The sequence below is a fragment of the Janibacter sp. HTCC2649 genome (assembly GCF_000152705.1).
Taxonomy (GTDB): Bacteria; Actinomycetota; Actinomycetes; order Actinomycetales; family Dermatophilaceae; genus Knoellia.
On the sequence record NZ_CH672413.1, the window covers coordinates 1,442,304 to 1,458,678 of the forward strand.

Below are 16,375 nucleotides of genomic sequence, written 5' to 3' on the forward strand. Positions count from 1 at the left end.
TGAACGCTCAGGCCTTGGGCACGGTGATGAGCAGGGCGTCGCCCTGACCGCCACCACCACAGAGGGCGGCGGCTCCGGTGCCGCCACCACGACGCTTGAGCTCGTGGGCGAGGGTGAGGACGACGCGGGCACCCGACATGCCGAGCGGGTGACCCGTGGCGATGGCTCCACCGTTGGGGTTGACGATCTCGGGGTCGACGCCGAGCTCTTTGGTCGAGGCGAGGCCGACCGCGGCGAACGCCTCGTTGATCTCGATGGCGGTGAGGTCGGCCGGCGTGATGCCCGCGCGCTCGCACGCCTTCTTGATCGCGTTGGCCGGCTGGCTCTGCAGGCTCGAGTCGGGGCCCGCGACGACGCCGTGGGCGCCGATCTCGGCGAGCCAGTCGAGGCCGAGCTCCTGCGCCTTGGACTTCTTCATGATGACGACGGCGCACGCACCGTCGGAGATCTGCGAGGCGGAGCCTGCAGTGATGGTGCCGTCCTTGGCGAAGGCCGGGCGGAGCCTGGACAGCGACTCGGTGGTCGTGTCGGCGCGCACGCCCTCGTCCTCCTTGAACTCGATCGGGTCGCCCTTGCGCTGCGGGATGGAGACGGCGATGACCTCGTCGTCGAAGAGTCCGTCCTTCCACGCGCGGGCGGCCTGCTGGTGGCTGCGCGCGGCGAAGGCGTCCTGCTCCTCGCGGGTGAAGGCGCTCGCGTCCACGTTGCGGGACTCGGTGAGCGAACCCATCGCCTGGTTGGTGAGGACGTCGTAGAGACCGTCGAAGGCCATGGAGTCCTGAAGGGTGACGTCGCCGTACTTGTAGCCGTCGCGGCTCTTGGGCAGCAGGTGCGGAGCGTTGGTCATCGACTCCTGTCCGCCGGCGACGACGACCTCGAACTCACCGGCGCGGATGAGCTGGTCCGCGAGCGCGATGGCGTCGATGCCGGACAGGCAGACCTTGTTGACGGTGAGGGCGGGGACGCTCATCGGGATACCAGCCTTGACCGCGGCCTGACGGGCGGGGATCTGGCCCTCGCCCGCGGTGAGGACCTGGCCCATGATCACGTAGTCGACGTCCTCGGGCTTGACGCCCGACTTCTCCAGGGCGCCCTTGATGGCGAACCCACCCAGGTCAGAGCCGCTGAAGCCCTTGAGGCTGCCGCTCATGCGGCCCATCGGGGTCCTCGCCCCCGCAACGATGACTGTCGGGTCGGTGTTCTGGGTCGGGGCGGTGCTCACTGCGGTCCTCCAACGTCGGTGTCGGGCTGAGTGCCCAAGGGGCTCCCATGATGCTAGCCACTTCCCCGCCCCGGGCCGACGGGCCCTGTGACGGACGTCCCGTAGGTGTCCATTGCCACACCCACAACACCTGTATGCGGTGCGCTCACCTCCCTAGGCTCGGGTCCTATGAGTTCCCGTCACCTTGAGTCCTCTCCGATCGCATCGCTGTTCACGGCGATCGACCACGTCGGCGTGGCCGTCACCGACCTCGACGAGGCGATCGCGTTCTACCGCGACACCTACGGGATGACGCTGGCTCACGAGGAGGTCAACGAGGAGCAGGGCGTTCGTGAGGCGATGATGGCGGTCGGTGACTCGGGCTCGCACATCCAGCTGCTGGCGCCCCTGTCCCCCAAGTCGACCATCGCGAAGTTCATCGACCGCAGCGGCGCCGGTGTCCAGCAGGTCGCCTACCGCGTCGAGGACATCGATGGTGTGAGCGCCACGCTTCGCGAGCGCGGCCTGCGCCTTCTGTACGACGAGCCCAAGCGCGGCACGTCGAACTCACGGGTGAACTTCATCCACCCCAAGGACGCCGGCGGCATCCTCGTCGAGCTCGTCGAGCCCGCCACTGCCCCACCCACCCACTGACCCCCGACTTATTGCGCAAAACGTCGGTTCACCCCACTGATTGCGCAATCCGTCCAGCATGTCAACGCATCACCTGACCTGACCCACCCAGATCAAGGAGCACCACCTCTCATGGACCAGATCCGCGACGCCATCCTCAGCGGTGACCGCACCGAGGAGACCTACGCGAACCTCGCCATCCCCGCGACCTACCGGGCGGCGACCGTCCACAAGGACGAGGTGGACATGTTCGAGGGCCTCACCGCCAAGGAGAAGGACCCGCGCAAGTCCCTCCACATCGATGACGTCCCGGTCCCCGAGCTCGCGCCCGGCGAGGCCCTGGTCGCCGTCATGGCCAGCGCCATCAACTACAACACCGTGTGGACCTCGATCTTCGAGCCGGTCTCGACCTTTGGCTTCCTCGAGCGCTACGCCCGCACGTCGGAGTTCGCCAAGCGCCACGACCTGCCGTACCACATCGTGGGCTCCGACCTCGCCGGCGTCGTGCTCCGCACCGGCCCGGGTGTCGGCAAGTGGAAGGTCGGCCAGGAGGTCGTCGCCCACTGCCTGTCCGTCGAGCTCGAGGACGCCGATGGTCACAACGACACGATGCTCGACCCGCAGCAGCGCATCTGGGGCTTCGAGACCAACTTCGGTGGCCTCGCCGAGCTCGCGATCGTCAAGACCAACCAGCTCATGCCCAAGCCGACCCACCTCAGCTGGGAAGAGGCGGCGTCGCCCGGTCTGGTGAACAGCACGGCATACCGTCAGTTGATCTCCAAGAACGGTGCCGCCCTCAAGCTCGGTGACCGCGTCCTCATCTGGGGCGCCTCTGGCGGCCTGGGGTCCTACGCGACGCAGATGGCGCTCGCTGCCGGTGCGACCCCGATTTGTGTCGTCTCCTCGCCCGACAAGGCCGAGATCTGCCGCAAGATGGGCGCCGAGCTCATCATCGATCGATCCGAGAAGACTGGCGAGGGTTACCGTTTTTGGAACGACGAGGACACCCAGCAGGACCCCAAGGAGTGGCAGCGTCTCGGCAAGAAGATCCGTGAGCTCACGGGCGGGCACGACGTCGACATCGTCTTCGAGCACCCGGGTCGCGAGACCTTCGGCGCCAGCGTCTACGTGGCACGCAAGGGCGGCACCATCGTCACCTGTGCGTCGACCTCGGGCTTCATGCACGAGTACGACAACCGCTACCTCTGGATGAACCTCAAGCGCATCATCTCGTCACACTTCGCGAACTACCGCGAGGCGTGGGAGGCCAACGAGCTCATCAACCGCGGCCTCATCCACCCGACGCTGAGCAAGACCTACACGCTCGACGAGGTCGGTCAGGCTGCGCTCGATGTCCACAAGAACGCGCACCAGGGCAAGGTCGGCGTCCTCACCCTCGCCCCCGAGCCGGGCCTGGGCATCTCCGACCCCGAGAAGCGCGCGAAGTACGAAGCAGAGATCAACCGCTTCCGCGACGCCTGAGTTTGCGACGACAAGCCAGCCCATCGGTGTATGCCGGTGGGCTGGCTTCGTCTTGCGCCTCGCCCTATTGGTGGCGTTGGCGCGGGACGAGCACCTCGTCGAGGAGGAGGAGCAGCGCCGCCGCCACGGGGATGGCGAGCAGGGCTCCGAGCACTCCGAGCAGGGTGCCGCCCGCGAGAGCCGCGACGACCGTAAGCGCGCCCGGCACGGAGACCGTGCGCTGCATGATCTTGGGCGCGATGACGTAGTTCTCGACCTGCTGGTAGATGAGGTAGTAGATCGCCGCGAAGAGCGCGATCCGTGGTTCGTCAAAGAAGGCCACGAGGCAGACGAGGCCCGCACCGAGGGTCGCACCGACCATCGGGATGAGACCGAGGAAGCCGACGAGGACGGCGAGCACCGCGGCATACGGAATGCCGAGGAGCAGCATCATCACGTAGCTGAGGATCGCGTTGATCGACGCGATGGCGACCTGGCCGATGGCGTAGGAGCCGGTGCGACGCATGATCTCTTCGCTCAGCTGGGCGAAGCGGTTGCGGCGGCTGGCCGGCACCATCGAGTAGGCGGTCTTCTTCATCTTGGGCAGTGACGCGAGGAAGTACAGCGTCAGGATGAGGATCGTGAAGGTCTGGAAGACGCCGTTGAGGACGGCGCGACCGGCGCCGAGCACCCCACCGAGGATCGAGCTGATGAAGGTCTCGTCGGTGATCCGCTTGTTGAACTCCTCGCGGACCTTCTCGACGATGTCGTAGTTCTTGTCGAGCTCCTGGGCCCATTTCGCGTTGAGGATGCGGTCGAGATAGCTCGGCGCCTGCTGGATCAGCTCGCCGCCCTGGGTCACGACCGGCGGGAAGACGAGCAGGCCGAGGAAGGTGAAGACGACGAGCACCCCGATGAAGACGATGCCCACCGAGAGCGAGCGCTTGAGCCCGCGTCGCTCGAGCCATTCCACCATCGGGTTGAGGGCGAGGGTGAGGAAGAGCGCGACGACGAGGATCGTGATCGTCGTCGCGAGGCGACCGAGCGAGTGCCACAGCCCGATCGCGATGAGGGCTCCCAGAGCGCCGACGAAGCCGAGGTAGAACGGCGAGCGCCGGTTCATGGGGCGGCCCATCTCCCCGAACTGGGTGATTCCGCTGGTTGCCGACGTCTCCGTCGCGGCGGCAGCCGTCTCTTCCGCGTCGCTCGAGGTCGACGACTCCGACGTCGCTGCCTCGTCGTCATCCCCCAGGAGGTCCTGGATGAGGCTGTGCTCGAGGTGCTCGTCACCGTGACGGATGCGGTTGCTCTCACGCAGGGCGCTGCGCTGCCGCTGGCGGTAGTCCCGCCAGCTGCGTACCGAGTTCTTGCCCCAGCTCAGGTTCACGTCGATCTCCTCGTCGGAAGCATTCGACGGGCATCATCGCAGGTCAGCGGAACGCTCCACGCGGTTGTCGTCGTTCGCGTGCCGTCCAGCACGGCGAGTGCCAGTGTCTGCGGTCGCCCACGCCACCCACGCCTTCTTCGGGCCAGGCAACGACGTGGGGCGTGCCGGGCACGATGTCCTGCTCGCAGCCGGGGCAGAAGTAGGTGCGCTCCGAGGAAGCACCGGTGAGGCGACGCACTGCCCACCGCTGACCGGCATACATCTCGGTCGTTGTGCCACCACCGGTGAGGCGTCCCATCGCGAGAGGCACGTCCTCGGGACGTCGGCGGTTGGCACGGGGCATGACTCAATCGTCCCAGACTCGATGTCACCGGTGGCTGCGAGGGTGAAGCCATGACCGACACGTGGGACATGGTGCAGGCCGAGCGGGAGGCCCTCGTCGCGGACCTGTCAGGCATCAAGGAGGACCAATGGGCTGAGCAGTCACTGTGTGGTGACTGGACCGTGCGTGGCGTGGCGGCCCACCTCGTCGACAACGCGCTCACGACCCGCTTCGGCATCGTCGTCGCGATGGCCCGGGCGCGGTTCGACTTCGACAGGCAGAACGCGATGGGGGTGGCTCGCGCGCTGGGCGACTCCCCCGCGGCCACCCTCTCGAATCTGCGGGGTGTCGTCGATCGCCGCACGGGTCCGCCAGCACCGGTCGACAGCCGGCTCGTCGAGGAGGTGGTCCATGGGGAGGACATCCGGCGGCCGCTCGGCATCACCCACGCGTATGCCACGGACGCTGTCGAGCGCTCACTGGTCCACCAGGCCAGGACCCCCGTGAGTCTGGGCGGCGGCAAGCAGCGCATCGCGGGGGTGCGTCTCAGCGCCACGGACAGCGACCTCGTCATCGGCGACGGCCCAGACGTCGTCGGCCCGACCCTCTCGCTTCTGCTCGTGACCTCCGGTCGCGACGCGGCGCGGGTCGACCTCGACGGACCCGGAGTGCCCCACCTGGGCTGAGTCGCTATGTCCTGACGCGGGCACTTGTCGGGTCATAGAGCGGTCGGAGGGAGACGGTCGCCGGGACGCGCACGCCGGCGACATCGACTTCCCAGGTGCCCTCGTCGAGCCACGCCTTGGTCACAGGTCCGTGCGCCGCGACCGACGCGATGCCCACCGCACCGCCCAACGTCCAGCCGTAGGACGCCGAGCGCACGTCACCCACCGGCACCCCGTCACGCAGCAGCACCTCGGCGCCGAACAGCAACGGCTCGGGGTCGGTGAGCAGCACCTGGACGAGTTTCTCGTGACGCGGTGTCTCGCGCTCGGCCAGCACCGCCTCGCGCCCGATGAAGTCGTGCTCGAGGTCGACGGCGAACCCGAGCCCGGCCATCTGCACCGAGTCGGTGTTGTCGATGTCGTGGCCGTAGTCGCGATAGGCCTTCTCGAGCCGCAGGGATCCGAGCGACTTCAGACCCACAGGAAGGAGCCCGTATGCCGTGCCCTCCTTGCGCAGTTCCCTCCAGACCGCGGCGGTGTGCTCCCGCGGGAGGTAGAGCTCGTAGCCCAGCTCCCCCACGTAGGTGATCCGGACGCAGAGAACCTCGACGCCAGCCACCGTGATGGTGCGTGCGGTGCGGAACGGGAAGGCGTCTGTCGACAGGTCGGCATCGGTGAGGGCGGCGAGCAGGTCCCGGGACAGTGGCCCCTGGACGTTGAGCTGACCAGTGGCCTCGGTGACGTCCTCGATGACGACGTCGGCGTCACCGATCTGACGCCGCAGCCAGGCCAGGCTGTGGCCGTGGGCGGTGTCGGAGGCGACGACGAGGAAGTCGTTCTCGCCCCTCTTGGTCACTGTCAGGTCGGCCTCGATGCCGCCGTCGGGCCCGAGCCACTGGGTGTAGGTGATGCGGTCGATGTCGCCGTCGACGTGCCCAGCGCTGACTCTCTCGAGGACGACGCCAGCGTCAGCACCCGTGACGACGAAGGTCGCCATGAACGACATGTCGATGAGCCCGACGGCCTCACGCACCGCGCGGTGTTCGGCCTCCCACCGGTCGAACCACGGCTGGCGACCCCACGACGGGGTGACGTGGGCACTTTGTCCGTCGCCGGCATACCAGTCGGCACTCTCCCAGCCCGAGACGTCCTTGAGCTTCGCGCCCGCGGCGACCATCTCCTCGTGGACCGGCGAGACGAACGTGCCGCGTCCGGTCTTGAGCTCAACGCCGGGAGTGTGCGCGGCATAGGTCTTGCCGAGAACCTCGGTGACGCGGTCGCGCCGGTAGTCACGATGGAGCTGGTGCGGCCTGAAGCGAGCAACGTCGATCGCTGTGACGTCCACGTCGGGACGACCATTGGCGATCCAGTGGGCCATGACCCGACCGAGCCCACCGCTGCTGAGGATGCCGACCGAGTTCAGGCCCGCCGCAACGAAATAGCCCTGCAGGTCGGGTGCCTCGCCGACCGCCGGCAGCCGGTCGGGGGTGAAGGACTCGGGCCCGCAGAAGAAGGTGCGCACCCCTGCCTCCAGGGTGATCGGGACACGTGACATCGCGGTCTCGAGCGCCGGAGCCATTCGCTCCCAGTCGGGCGGCAGCGTTCCGAACGAGAAGTCCTCGGGGATGCCGTCGAGCTTCCAGGCGGCCGCCTCCGGTTCGAAGAGGCCGACCATCATGCCGCCGCCCTCCTCGCGGTAGTAGCCGTAGCGCGCCGGATCCTCGAACACCGGCCCGTTGGGATCGAGCCCGGGGATCGTGTCGGTGATGAGGTAGTAGTGCTCGGCCGCCTGGTTGGGGATGACGACGCCATGCCGCTCCCCCAGCTGGCGGGCCCACATGCCGGTGCAGTTGACGACGGTCTCGCAGTCGATGTCACCGACGCTGGTCCGCACTCCAGTGATCCGCGGCAGCGCCCCGTCGGTCCGGGTGATGACGTCGCCCGCCGTCACGCCCTCGACGATGCGCACCCCGAGATTGCGGGCACCGCGTGCCAGCGACATGGTGAGGTCAACGGGATTGACGCGCCCGTCGCCGGGGACGTGGAAGCCGGAGATGAGGCCGTCCATGTCGGCGAGCGGGAAGAGCTCGGCCATCTCGCGGGGGCTGATCTCGTCGACCTCGAGTCCGTGTCGGCGCTGGAACGCTGCCACCCGCCGGTACTCCTCGAGCCGATCGGTGTCGCCGACTGCCTCGATGAGGCCCACCGGTCGGAAGCCCGTCGACAGCCCGGTCTCCGCCTCGAGCCGTCCGAACAGGTCGCGCGAGTAGAGCCGGATCCCGGTGAGCGTCTCGCTCGTCGACCCGAAGCAGGTCATCAGTCCGGCCGCGTGCCACGTCGTCCCGCTCGTGAGCCGATCGCGCTCGAGCAGGACGACGTCGGTGACCCCCTCATGGGCGAGGTGGTAGGCGATCGACGTCCCGATGACCCCGCCGCCGATGATGACGACCTGGGCGCGGGCGGGAAGCTGCGTTGCACTCACACGCGGAGGCTACCCACCCGCCGCCGCGAACTCGCAGCGTCTGCGGAAAGGGTTGCTGGAGCGACCCTTTCCGCAGACGCAAGGAGTCAGGCGTAGGTACGGAAGCCGCGCCCCGTCTTGCGGCCCAGATATCCGGCCGTGACGAGGTGCTCCAGCAGCGGTGCCGGCGCATAGCCGGGCTCACGGAACTCGATGTAGAGCTCGCGCTCGATGGCCAGCGACACGTCGAGGCCGACCACGTCGAGGAGCTCGAACGGACCCATGGGCAGACCACAGCCGGTCTTCATCGCGGTGTCGATGTCGTCGGCGCTGGCGTAGTTGGCGTCGAGCATCTTGATCGCGTCGTTGAGGTAGGGGAAGAGCAACGCGTTGACGATGAAGCCCGAGCGGTCGCCACACGTCACCGGGTGCTTGCCGATCTCGCGGCACAGCTCCTGCACGGTCGCGACGACGTCCTCACCGGTCGACACGGTGTGCACGACCTCGACGAGCTTCATGATCTGCGCCGGGTTGAAGAAGTGCATGCCGACGACGTCCTGGGGGCGCGACGTCACGCGGGCACAGTCGATGATCGGCAGCGACGACGTCGTCGTCGCGAGAATCGCCCCGGGCTTGCAGATCTTGTCGAGGTCACGGAAGAGCTCCTGCTTGATCGCGAGGTCCTCGGCGATGGCCTCGACGACGAGGTCGACCTCGGCCAGGTCGGCGCGCTCGGTGCTCGGGTGGAGACGGGCCAACAGTGCGTCGGCCTCCTCCTGCGTGGCACGACCCTTCTCGACCGCGCGGGCCTGGGACTTCTCGATCGCGGCACGGACGCCGTCGAGCTTGTCCTGGCTGCGGGCGACGTACGTGACGCTCTTCCCCGCCTTGGCAAAGACCTCGATGATGCCGGTCGCCATCGTGCCGGAGCCGACGACGCCGACCGACGAGACCTCGCGCAGCGCCACGCCCGCGGCAACGCCGTCACCCGGCGTCTGCGCATCGGCGACGACCTCGGGCGAACCCGCCGCGGCATACGTGTAGAAACCGCGACCGGTCTTGCGACCCTTGAGACCGGCGGACACCATCTGCTTGATGATGGGGCTCGGTGCGTGGAGGCGGTCGCGCCCCTGCTTGTACATCGTGTCGAGAATCTCGTATGCCGTGTCGAGACCGATGAGGTCGAGCAGCGCGAGCGGGCCCATCGGGTAGCCGCAGCCGAGCTTCATCGACGCGTCGATGTCCTCGCGGGTGGCGTAGCGGCTCTCGAACATCGAGACCGCGTGGTTCAGGTAGCCGAAGAGCAGGGCGTTGGCGATGAAGCCAGCCTTGTCCCCGACGATGACCGGCTTCTTGTCGATGCGCTCGGCCAGGGCCTTGACGTCCTCGAAGACGTCGTCGGCGGTGATGACGGTGCGGATGACCTCAACGAACTGCTGGACGGGCGCCGGGTTGAAGAAGTGCATGCCGACGATGCGCTTGGGGCTCGTCGTCGACGCGGCGATCTCGGTGACCGGCAGCGACGACGTGTTGGTCGCGAGAATGGCGTCGGGTCCGACGATGGAGTCGAGCTTGGCGAAGATCTCCTTCTTGAGATCCAGGTGTTCGGGGACTGCCTCGACGACGAGCTGACAGTCGGCGAGCGACTCGAAGTCGGTCGCGTAGGTCACGTGCCCGTGCAGGGTGTCGTGGGCCGTCTGGTCGATCTTGCCGCGGTCGAGGGCGCGCCCGGTCGACTTCGCGAGGAAGGAGCGCCCGCGCTCGACGGCCTCGTCGGTGACGTCCACGGCGACAACGTCGATCCCGTTGCGCGCGAACACCTCCACGATGCCCGCACCCATGGTGCCCAGTCCGATGACGCCTACTTTGGTGAACTCACGTGACATGTTCGGAGTCTCCCAGAGTGGGGCTGCACTGTGGTCACCGATGCGACGTGAGCCTGCCCACCCCACCGGTCTCAGTGGTGAGCTAGGCCGGGACGAGGGCGACGTCCAGAACCTCGTCCTGCTCGGCGACGATCCGGGAGGGCTGCACGAGCACGAGCAGGACAACGGCGCCGAGCCAGACGGCACCGGTCATCACCACGGCCATGCCGACCGCATTGCCCGTGCTGACCAGACCGGTCAGCGGCGTGATGACGCTCGCCATGCCGAACTGGATGGCCCCGAGCAGAGCAGCCGCAGAGCCGGCAGCCTCACCGTGTCGCGACAGGGCGAGCGCCGGGGTGTTGGGGAACGACAGGCCCACGGCGAACATGACGAACCACAAAGGCACGAGGACCAGGACCAGCGGCGCGTCGGTGAGTGCGGCCGCGAGCAGGCCCGCGGTCGCAGCCATGGCCACGACGACGCCAGCGGTCAGGATGTGCTGCGGTTCCCACTTGCGCAGCAGGAACGGGTTGACCTGGGTCGCCACGATGAGCCCCGCCGCATTGACGCCGAACAGGATGCCGAACTGCTGCTCATTGAGGCCGTAGTACTCCTGCAGGACGAACGACGAGCCCGCGACGTAGGCGAAGAGGGCGCTGAACATCAGGCCCGCGAGCAGCACCAGCCCGACGAACGGACGATCGCGCAACAGACCGGCATACGTGCGCAGCGTGGCTCCGACCCGTGCGGGTCGCCGGCGCGCGACCGGCAGGGTCTCGTCCAGACCGCGCAACGCGACCACGAAGAGCACGACAGCGATTCCGGCCAGCGCCCCGAAGATCCCGCGCCACCCGGTGAGCTGGAGCAGGAGGCCACCGAGGGACGGGGCGAGGATGGGGGCGACACCGATGACGAGCGTCAGGTGGCTGAGCAGCCCGGCGGCTCGACGCCCGGTGAACAGGTCACGCACGACGGCCATCGCGGTGACCGCGACCGCCGCACCCGAGACACCCTGACCAATGCGCACCGCGGTGAGCACTTCGATCGACGGGGAGAGGCCGGCAAGCACGGACATCACGGCGTGGGCAGCGATGCCGCCCAGCATGACGCGGCGGCGGCCGACGGCATCCGAGATCGGGCCCAGCACGAGCTGACCAAGACCGAGGCCGAGCATGATGCCGGTGAGGGTGAACTGCACCTGGGGCTCGGTGGCACCCAGGTCATCTGCCAGCGTCGGCAGGGCGGGCAGGTAGGTGTCGATCGTCAGCGGGCCGAGCGCGACGAGTGCGCCGAGAACCAGAACCAGACGGAGATACGCACGCCCGGCGAGGGGGACGGCGGGAGTCGGTGCGGTGTGGGTGGTGGGGCGCGCTGACACGCTGCTGGCTCCTGAGAAAGGGTGGGATCGGACGGTGGCGCGCGCGCCGGTGAGCCCGCATCGTCAGTGTCCAAGGCACTGGCGCGCCGAGGCATTCCCGTTTCGCGTGGGCTGTGCACGCCTGCGCCGGTCGGGACCCTCGACCGGAAGGCGACTATGGTGTGCCGGTGCGAGTGGTGATTGCGAAGTGCAGCGTTGACTACGACGGTCGACTGACGGCCCATCTCCCTCTCGCGACCCGGTTGCTCATGGTCAAGGCCGATGGCTCGGTCCTCATCCACTCCGACGGCGGGTCCTACAAGCCCCTCAACTGGATGTCGCCGCCGTGCGCGATGGCCGAGGTCGAGCCCGAGGAGTCCGAGGTCGCCGAGGGCGTCACGGCCGTGTGGGTCGTCCAGCACGCCAAGTCCGAGGACCGCCTGCGGGTCAAGCTCCACGAGATCCACAGCGACACGGCGCACGACCTCGGCGTGGACCCGGGCCTGGTCAAGGACGGCGTCGAGGCCCACCTCCAGAAGCTCCTCGCCGAGCACATCACCACGCTGGGCGACGGCTTCACCCTGACCCGGCGTGAGTACATGACGCCCATCGGACCCGTCGACATCCTCTGCAAGGACTCGGCGGGCGCCACGGTGGCGGTCGAGATCAAGCGCCGCGGAGACATCGACGGCGTCGAGCAGCTCACCCGCTATCTCGAGCTCATGAACCGCGACACGCATCTCGCGCCCGTCTCCGGCGTCTTTGCCGCGCAACAGATCAAGCCGCAGGCACGCACGCTCGCCGAGGACCGCGGCATACGCTGCGTCGTTCTCGACTACGACGAGCTCAAGGGCATCGACAACAGCGAACACCGCCTGTTCTGAACCGTCTTCGGCCCAGAAGAGAACTCAGCTCAGACGACGGAGCGGTCGGCGCTCCCCGGCCACGACACGACGGTGACGTCGTCGGCATCGATGCTGATCTGCGCCACGGCGCAGTTGGGCAGGAACATCCGCTCCGCGAGGTCATTGCGCACGTTGCGGCCCAGTCGCGGCAGGCAGAACGACATCACTCCCCCATGGGTGAACACGAGCACGGTCTCGCCGCGGTGCTGGTCCGAGATCGCCTCGAGCGCAGCGCGATAGCGATCGAGCGCCTGCTCGCCGCTCTCACCGCCGGGGATGAACGTGCCCAGATGTCCGGACTTCCACGCCTCGAAGACACCCATGAGCTCGGGGTCGTCGTGGGCGCGACCCGCGAGCAGACCCACGGAGAACTCCTGCAGGCCGTCGATCGCCCGCGACTCGACACCGAGGACCTCTGCCGCGATCGCGCCAGACTCTATGGCGCGCTGCAGCCGGCTCGTCCAGACGGCGGCGATGTTGCGGGACCGGAGCGACTCGGCCACATGCCGCACCTGGTCCTTGCCCTTGTCCGTCAGCCACCCGCCGTCGTCCGAGAGCACCTTGGCGTGGGGATAGTCGGCATCACCGTGGCGAGCCACGAGCAGCGTTGCGGGACAGTGCAGATCACTCACCCCCTCACCTTCCCATGCCGTTCGGACAATGCGTGGGTATGCCGTGTGCTCCCGAATCCGGTCGACACCGCACCTTCTCGGCTGGTCAACTGAGGGCGTGACCGACGACTTCTCCTTCGCGACGCTCGACCTGGATGACGAGAGTCACGAGAACACCGCCCGGGTGAACGGCTGGCTCGACGCCGTCACGCGCGGCTTTCACCAGGGCCATGCCACCGACGAGTTCCGTGAGAAGTGGCTCGCAGCCGTACGCCTCGACGGTGCGACATCACGCGGCGTGTGGGAATCGCCCGAGCTTCCCCTCTCGACCGAGGTCCCGGTCGCGACGTTCGGACACTTCGTCAAGACGCTCAACGCGGGTGCCGCGCACCTCCCCGCCCGGATGATCACCGACGTCACCGTGGCACCGACGCACCGTCGTCGCGGCCTCATGCGTCGACTCATGACCGAGAACCTCGAGGACGCAGCATCCACGGGCATCCCGGTCGTGGTGCTCACGGCATCCGAGGGCGCCATCTACCAGCGATTTGGCTTTGGCCCCGCGACCCGCGAGGCACAAGTACGCGTCGACAGCACGTCCCGATTCCAGCTGCGTCAGGTCCCCGACGACGGTGGACGGGTTGCGATGGTCGACGCCTCGGTCGCGTGGCCGACCCTGTCTGCGGTCTTCGAGAAGCACCATCTCGTCACCCGAGGCAGCCTCGGTCGCCCGACGTACTACGAGGCCTGGCTCAAGGGATATGACTGGCAGGCACAAAGCGAGGACCGCCGGCAACGCATCGCCGTCCGCTTCGGACCAGACGGAGAGGCCGATGGTTTCGTGGCCTATGCGCAGAAACGGACCGAGGGCACGGGCGAGATCGAGGTCCGTGACATGGTCACGTCGTCGCCGGCCGCCCACCTGGCCCTCTGGCAGTTCCTCGCTGACATCGATCTCGCCGACGTGGTCACCGTCTCGGCGCCCGTCGTCGATCCGCTCACTCATGCCTTGGTCGATCACCGAGTGCGACGGGTGACGGCCATGCCCGACCACCTGTGGGTGCGCATCCTCGACGTTCAGGCCGCTCTCGAGGCGCGCCCTTGGTTCGGCACCGATCGCATCGTCCTTCGGGTGGTCGATGGTCTGGGACACGCGGACGGCACGTTCTCGATCGACGCCTCTGACGGACGCGCAGCAGTGACTTCGACGACGGACGCGCCCGACGTCACCCTTGATGTCGAAACCCTCGGCACGCTCTACCTCGGTGACGTCACGGTCGACCCGCTGGCCAAGGGGGGCCGCATCACGGCCACCGGCGAAGCGCTGCGCCGGTTCGCCGCCCTGGCCGATGGCTCACCGTCGCCTCACTGCAACACCCACTTCTGACCCGACGGAGATCTGCCGGGACGCGAGGACCCGGGTCCTCAGACGGTGGGAGCGGCCGTGGTCAGGCGGGAGTCGCGGATGACGTCGACGAAGCGGCCCATGATGTCGTTGAGGCCGAAGTCCTTGGGCGTGAACACCTCAGCCACACCGATGGCCTTGAGCTTGGCGGCATCGGACTCGGGGATGATCCCGCCGACGATGACCGGGATGTCGCCCGCCCCGGCCTCACGCAGCCGGTCGAGGACCTCGGGGATGAGCTCCATGTGCGACCCGGACAGGATCGAGATCCCGACGAGGTGGACGTCCTCGGACACGGCGGCCGCGACGATCTGCTCAGGCGTCAGGCGGATGCCCTGGTAGATGACCTCGAAGCCGGCGTCGCGCGCGCGCACGGCAATCTGCTCGGCTCCGTTGGAGTGACCGTCGAGGCCCGGCTTGCCCACGAGAACGCGCAGGGTCTCGCCCAGCTCGTCGCGCAGTCCGGCCACGCGCTCGCGCACTGCGGAGAGCTCGGCGCCGGCAGCTCCGCCGGTCAGGCCGACCGTGCCCGTCACCCCGGTCGGTGCACGGAACTCGCCGAACACCTCGCGCAGGGCCTGCGCCCACTCCCCCGTGGTGACCTCGGCGCGAGCGCACTCGATCGAGGCCTCCATGAGGTTCTCGTCGGTCTGTGCCGCGGCCTTGAGCCGAGCCAGCGCCGCGACCGCGCGCTCGCGCTTCACCGGATCGGCGTCGCGGGTCTCGCGCCACTCGCGCACTGCCTTGGCGGCTGCGGCCTCGACGCCTGCGTCGACGGACTGGATCGCGGTGTCGAGGTCGGCCGTCAGCGGGTTGGGCTCGGTGGTCTCGAACTTGTTGACACCGACGACGATGTCCTCACCGGCCTCGATGCGCTGGCGACGCAGCGCGTGCGAGGCGACGAGGGCCGACTTCATGTAGCCGCTCTCGACGGCAGCGACCGCCCCGCCCAGCTCGGCGACCCGGGCGATCTCGGCCTTGGCGCCGGCGACCAGCTCGGCCACCTTGGCCTCGACGACGGCCGACCCCTCGAAGAGGTCTTCGTACTCGAGCAGGTCGGACTCGTAGGCGAGCACCTGCTGCATGCGCAGGGACCACTGCTGGTCCCAGGGACGCGGGAGGCCAAGCGCTTCGTTCCACGCCGGCAGCTGCACGGCGCGCGCGCGGGCACCCTTGGAGAGCGTCACCGCGAGCATCTCGAGGACGATGCGCTGCACATTGTTCTCTGGTTGCGCCTCGGTGAGCCCGAGCGAGTTGACCTGCACGCCGTAGCGGAAGCGTCGCTGCTTGGCGTCGGTCACGCCGTAGCGCTCCCGGGTCAGCTCGTCCCAGAGCTCGACGAAGGCGCGCATCTTGCACATCTCCTCGACGAACCGCACACCGGCGTTGACGAAGAACGAGATGCGCGCGACGACCTCGCCGAAGCGCTCCTGCGGCACCTGGCCCGCGTCACGCACGGCATCAAGCACGGCAATCGCCGTGGACATCGCGTAGGCGATCTCCTGCACGGGCGTCGCGCCAGCCTCCTGGAGGTGATAGCTGCAGATGTTGATCGGGTTCCACTTGGGGATGTCAGAAACGGTGTAGGACACCATGTCCGTGATGAGCCGCAGGGATGGAGCCGGCGCAAAGACGTAGGTACCGCGCGACAGGTACTCCTTGATGATGTCGTTCTGGGTCGTGCCGCCGAGCGCCTTGACCACCGACGCCGGGTCCTCGTCCGCAGCAGTCGCCTGGTCCTCAGCCGCGACCTGATACATCGCGAGCAGCCACATCGCCGTCGCGTTGATCGTCATTGAGGTGTTCATCTGACCGAGCGGGATCTGGTCGAACAGCGCGCGCATGTCACCGATGTGCGAGATGGGGACACCGACCTTGCCCACCTCGCCGCGCGCCAGCACGTGGTCGGGGTCGTAGCCCGTCTGCGTCGGCAGGTCGAAGGCGACCGACAGCCCCGTCTGCCCCTTCGCGAGGTTGCGGCGGTACAACGCGTTGGATGCAGCGGCACTGGAGTGGCCGGCATACGTGCGCATGACCCACGGACGGTCGCGCTCGGGGCGAGCAGGAGCGGCGGCGGGCGCGATTGCGGCAGAAGGGTC

Annotated in this window: 13 protein-coding genes; 5 read left to right on the plus strand and 8 right to left on the minus strand. The window is 68.1% G+C overall.

The window, feature by feature from the left end; genetic code table 11:
- Positions 1-7: 7 nt before the first annotated feature.
- Positions 8-1,222 (minus strand): acetyl-CoA C-acetyltransferase, encoded by a 1,215-nt coding sequence (locus JNB_RS06785; protein ID WP_009775688.1) that lies wholly within the window; start codon positions 1,220-1,222, stop codon positions 8-10.
- 168 nt (positions 1,223-1,390) lie between these two features.
- On the opposite strand from JNB_RS06785, the gene mce reads away from it, so the two are divergent.
- Both mce and ccrA read left to right on the plus strand, forming a co-directional pair.
- Positions 1,391-1,855, plus strand: a complete 465-nt coding sequence (gene mce / locus JNB_RS06790; protein ID WP_009775689.1) for a methylmalonyl-CoA epimerase — start codon at positions 1,391-1,393, stop codon at positions 1,853-1,855.
- 111 nt (positions 1,856-1,966) lie between these two features.
- Complete coding sequence (gene ccrA / locus JNB_RS06795) at positions 1,967-3,316, plus strand: crotonyl-CoA carboxylase/reductase (protein ID WP_009775690.1); 1,350 nt, start codon at positions 1,967-1,969, stop codon at positions 3,314-3,316.
- A 64-nt stretch (positions 3,317-3,380) separates the two neighbouring features.
- Here the strand turns inward: ccrA and JNB_RS06800 are convergent, their stop codons facing one another.
- Together JNB_RS06800 and JNB_RS06805 are read right to left on the minus strand one after the other, a co-directional pair.
- Positions 3,381-4,682 carry an AI-2E family transporter gene (locus tag JNB_RS06800; RefSeq protein ID WP_009775691.1) on the minus strand — a complete coding sequence of 434 codons (1,302 nt, stop codon included), beginning with the start codon at positions 4,680-4,682 and terminating at the stop codon, positions 3,381-3,383.
- A gap of 43 nt (positions 4,683-4,725) precedes the next feature.
- Entirely contained in the window at positions 4,726-5,025 is a 300-nt protein-coding gene (locus JNB_RS06805) for a hypothetical protein (RefSeq protein WP_009775692.1), read from the minus strand.
- Between the two features lie 50 nt (positions 5,026-5,075).
- Here JNB_RS06805 and JNB_RS06810 point away from each other — a divergent pair, with 50 nt between their 5' ends.
- Entirely contained in the window at positions 5,076-5,690 is a 615-nt protein-coding gene (locus JNB_RS06810) for a maleylpyruvate isomerase family mycothiol-dependent enzyme (RefSeq protein WP_009775693.1), read from the plus strand.
- Between the two features lie 4 nt (positions 5,691-5,694).
- On the opposite strand, the gene JNB_RS06815 is transcribed toward JNB_RS06810, so the two are convergent.
- From JNB_RS06815 to JNB_RS06825, 3 genes are all read right to left on the minus strand, one after another.
- Positions 5,695-8,151, minus strand: coding sequence for an FAD-dependent oxidoreductase (locus JNB_RS06815; protein WP_009775694.1), 2,457 nt, complete (start codon positions 8,149-8,151; stop codon positions 5,695-5,697).
- 86 nt (positions 8,152-8,237) lie between these two features.
- Complete coding sequence (locus tag JNB_RS06820; protein ID WP_009775695.1) at positions 8,238-10,016, minus strand: 3-hydroxyacyl-CoA dehydrogenase family protein; 1,779 nt, start codon at positions 10,014-10,016, stop codon at positions 8,238-8,240.
- Positions 10,017-10,098: 82 nt separating this feature from the next.
- Positions 10,099-11,376, minus strand: a complete 1,278-nt coding sequence (locus JNB_RS06825; RefSeq protein ID WP_009775696.1) for a multidrug effflux MFS transporter — start codon at positions 11,374-11,376, stop codon at positions 10,099-10,101.
- 167 nt (positions 11,377-11,543) lie between these two features.
- Between JNB_RS06825 and nucS the strand changes: the two genes are divergently transcribed.
- Complete coding sequence (gene nucS / locus JNB_RS06830; protein ID WP_009775697.1) at positions 11,544-12,239, plus strand: endonuclease NucS; 696 nt, start codon at positions 11,544-11,546, stop codon at positions 12,237-12,239.
- Between the two features lie 29 nt (positions 12,240-12,268).
- On the opposite strand, the gene JNB_RS06835 is transcribed toward nucS, so the two are convergent.
- Entirely contained in the window at positions 12,269-12,892 is a 624-nt protein-coding gene (locus JNB_RS06835) for a histidine phosphatase family protein (protein WP_040883635.1), read from the minus strand.
- 97 nt (positions 12,893-12,989) lie between these two features.
- On the opposite strand from JNB_RS06835, the gene JNB_RS06840 reads away from it, so the two are divergent.
- Positions 12,990-14,258 (plus strand): GNAT family N-acetyltransferase, encoded by a 1,269-nt coding sequence (locus JNB_RS06840; protein WP_009775699.1) that lies wholly within the window; start codon positions 12,990-12,992, stop codon positions 14,256-14,258.
- Positions 14,259-14,296: 38 nt separating this feature from the next.
- Here JNB_RS06840 and JNB_RS06845 read toward each other — a convergent pair whose 3' ends face one another.
- Positions 14,297-16,309, minus strand: coding sequence for a protein meaA (locus tag JNB_RS06845; protein ID WP_009775700.1), 2,013 nt, complete (start codon positions 16,307-16,309; stop codon positions 14,297-14,299).
- Between the last annotated feature and the right edge of the window lie 66 nt (positions 16,310-16,375).

Excerpts from the sequence above, each read along its gene's own strand:
- mce (WP_009775689.1), top strand. The coding sequence starts at position 1,391 with ATGAGTTCCCGTCACCTTGAGTCCTCTCCGATCGCATCGCTGTTCACG.
- ccrA (WP_009775690.1), top strand. The coding sequence starts at position 1,967 with ATGGACCAGATCCGCGACGCCATCCTCAGCGGTGACCGCACCGAGGAG.
- JNB_RS06805 (WP_009775692.1), bottom strand. The coding sequence starts at position 5,025 with ATGCCCCGTGCCAACCGCCGACGTCCCGAGGACGTGCCTCTCGCGATG.
- JNB_RS06810 (WP_009775693.1), top strand. The coding sequence starts at position 5,076 with ATGACCGACACGTGGGACATGGTGCAGGCCGAGCGGGAGGCCCTCGTC.
- JNB_RS06820 (WP_009775695.1), bottom strand. The coding sequence starts at position 10,016 with ATGTCACGTGAGTTCACCAAAGTAGGCGTCATCGGACTGGGCACCATG.
- JNB_RS06845 (WP_009775700.1), bottom strand. The coding sequence starts at position 16,309 with ATGCGCACGTATGCCGGCCACTCCAGTGCCGCTGCATCCAACGCGTTG.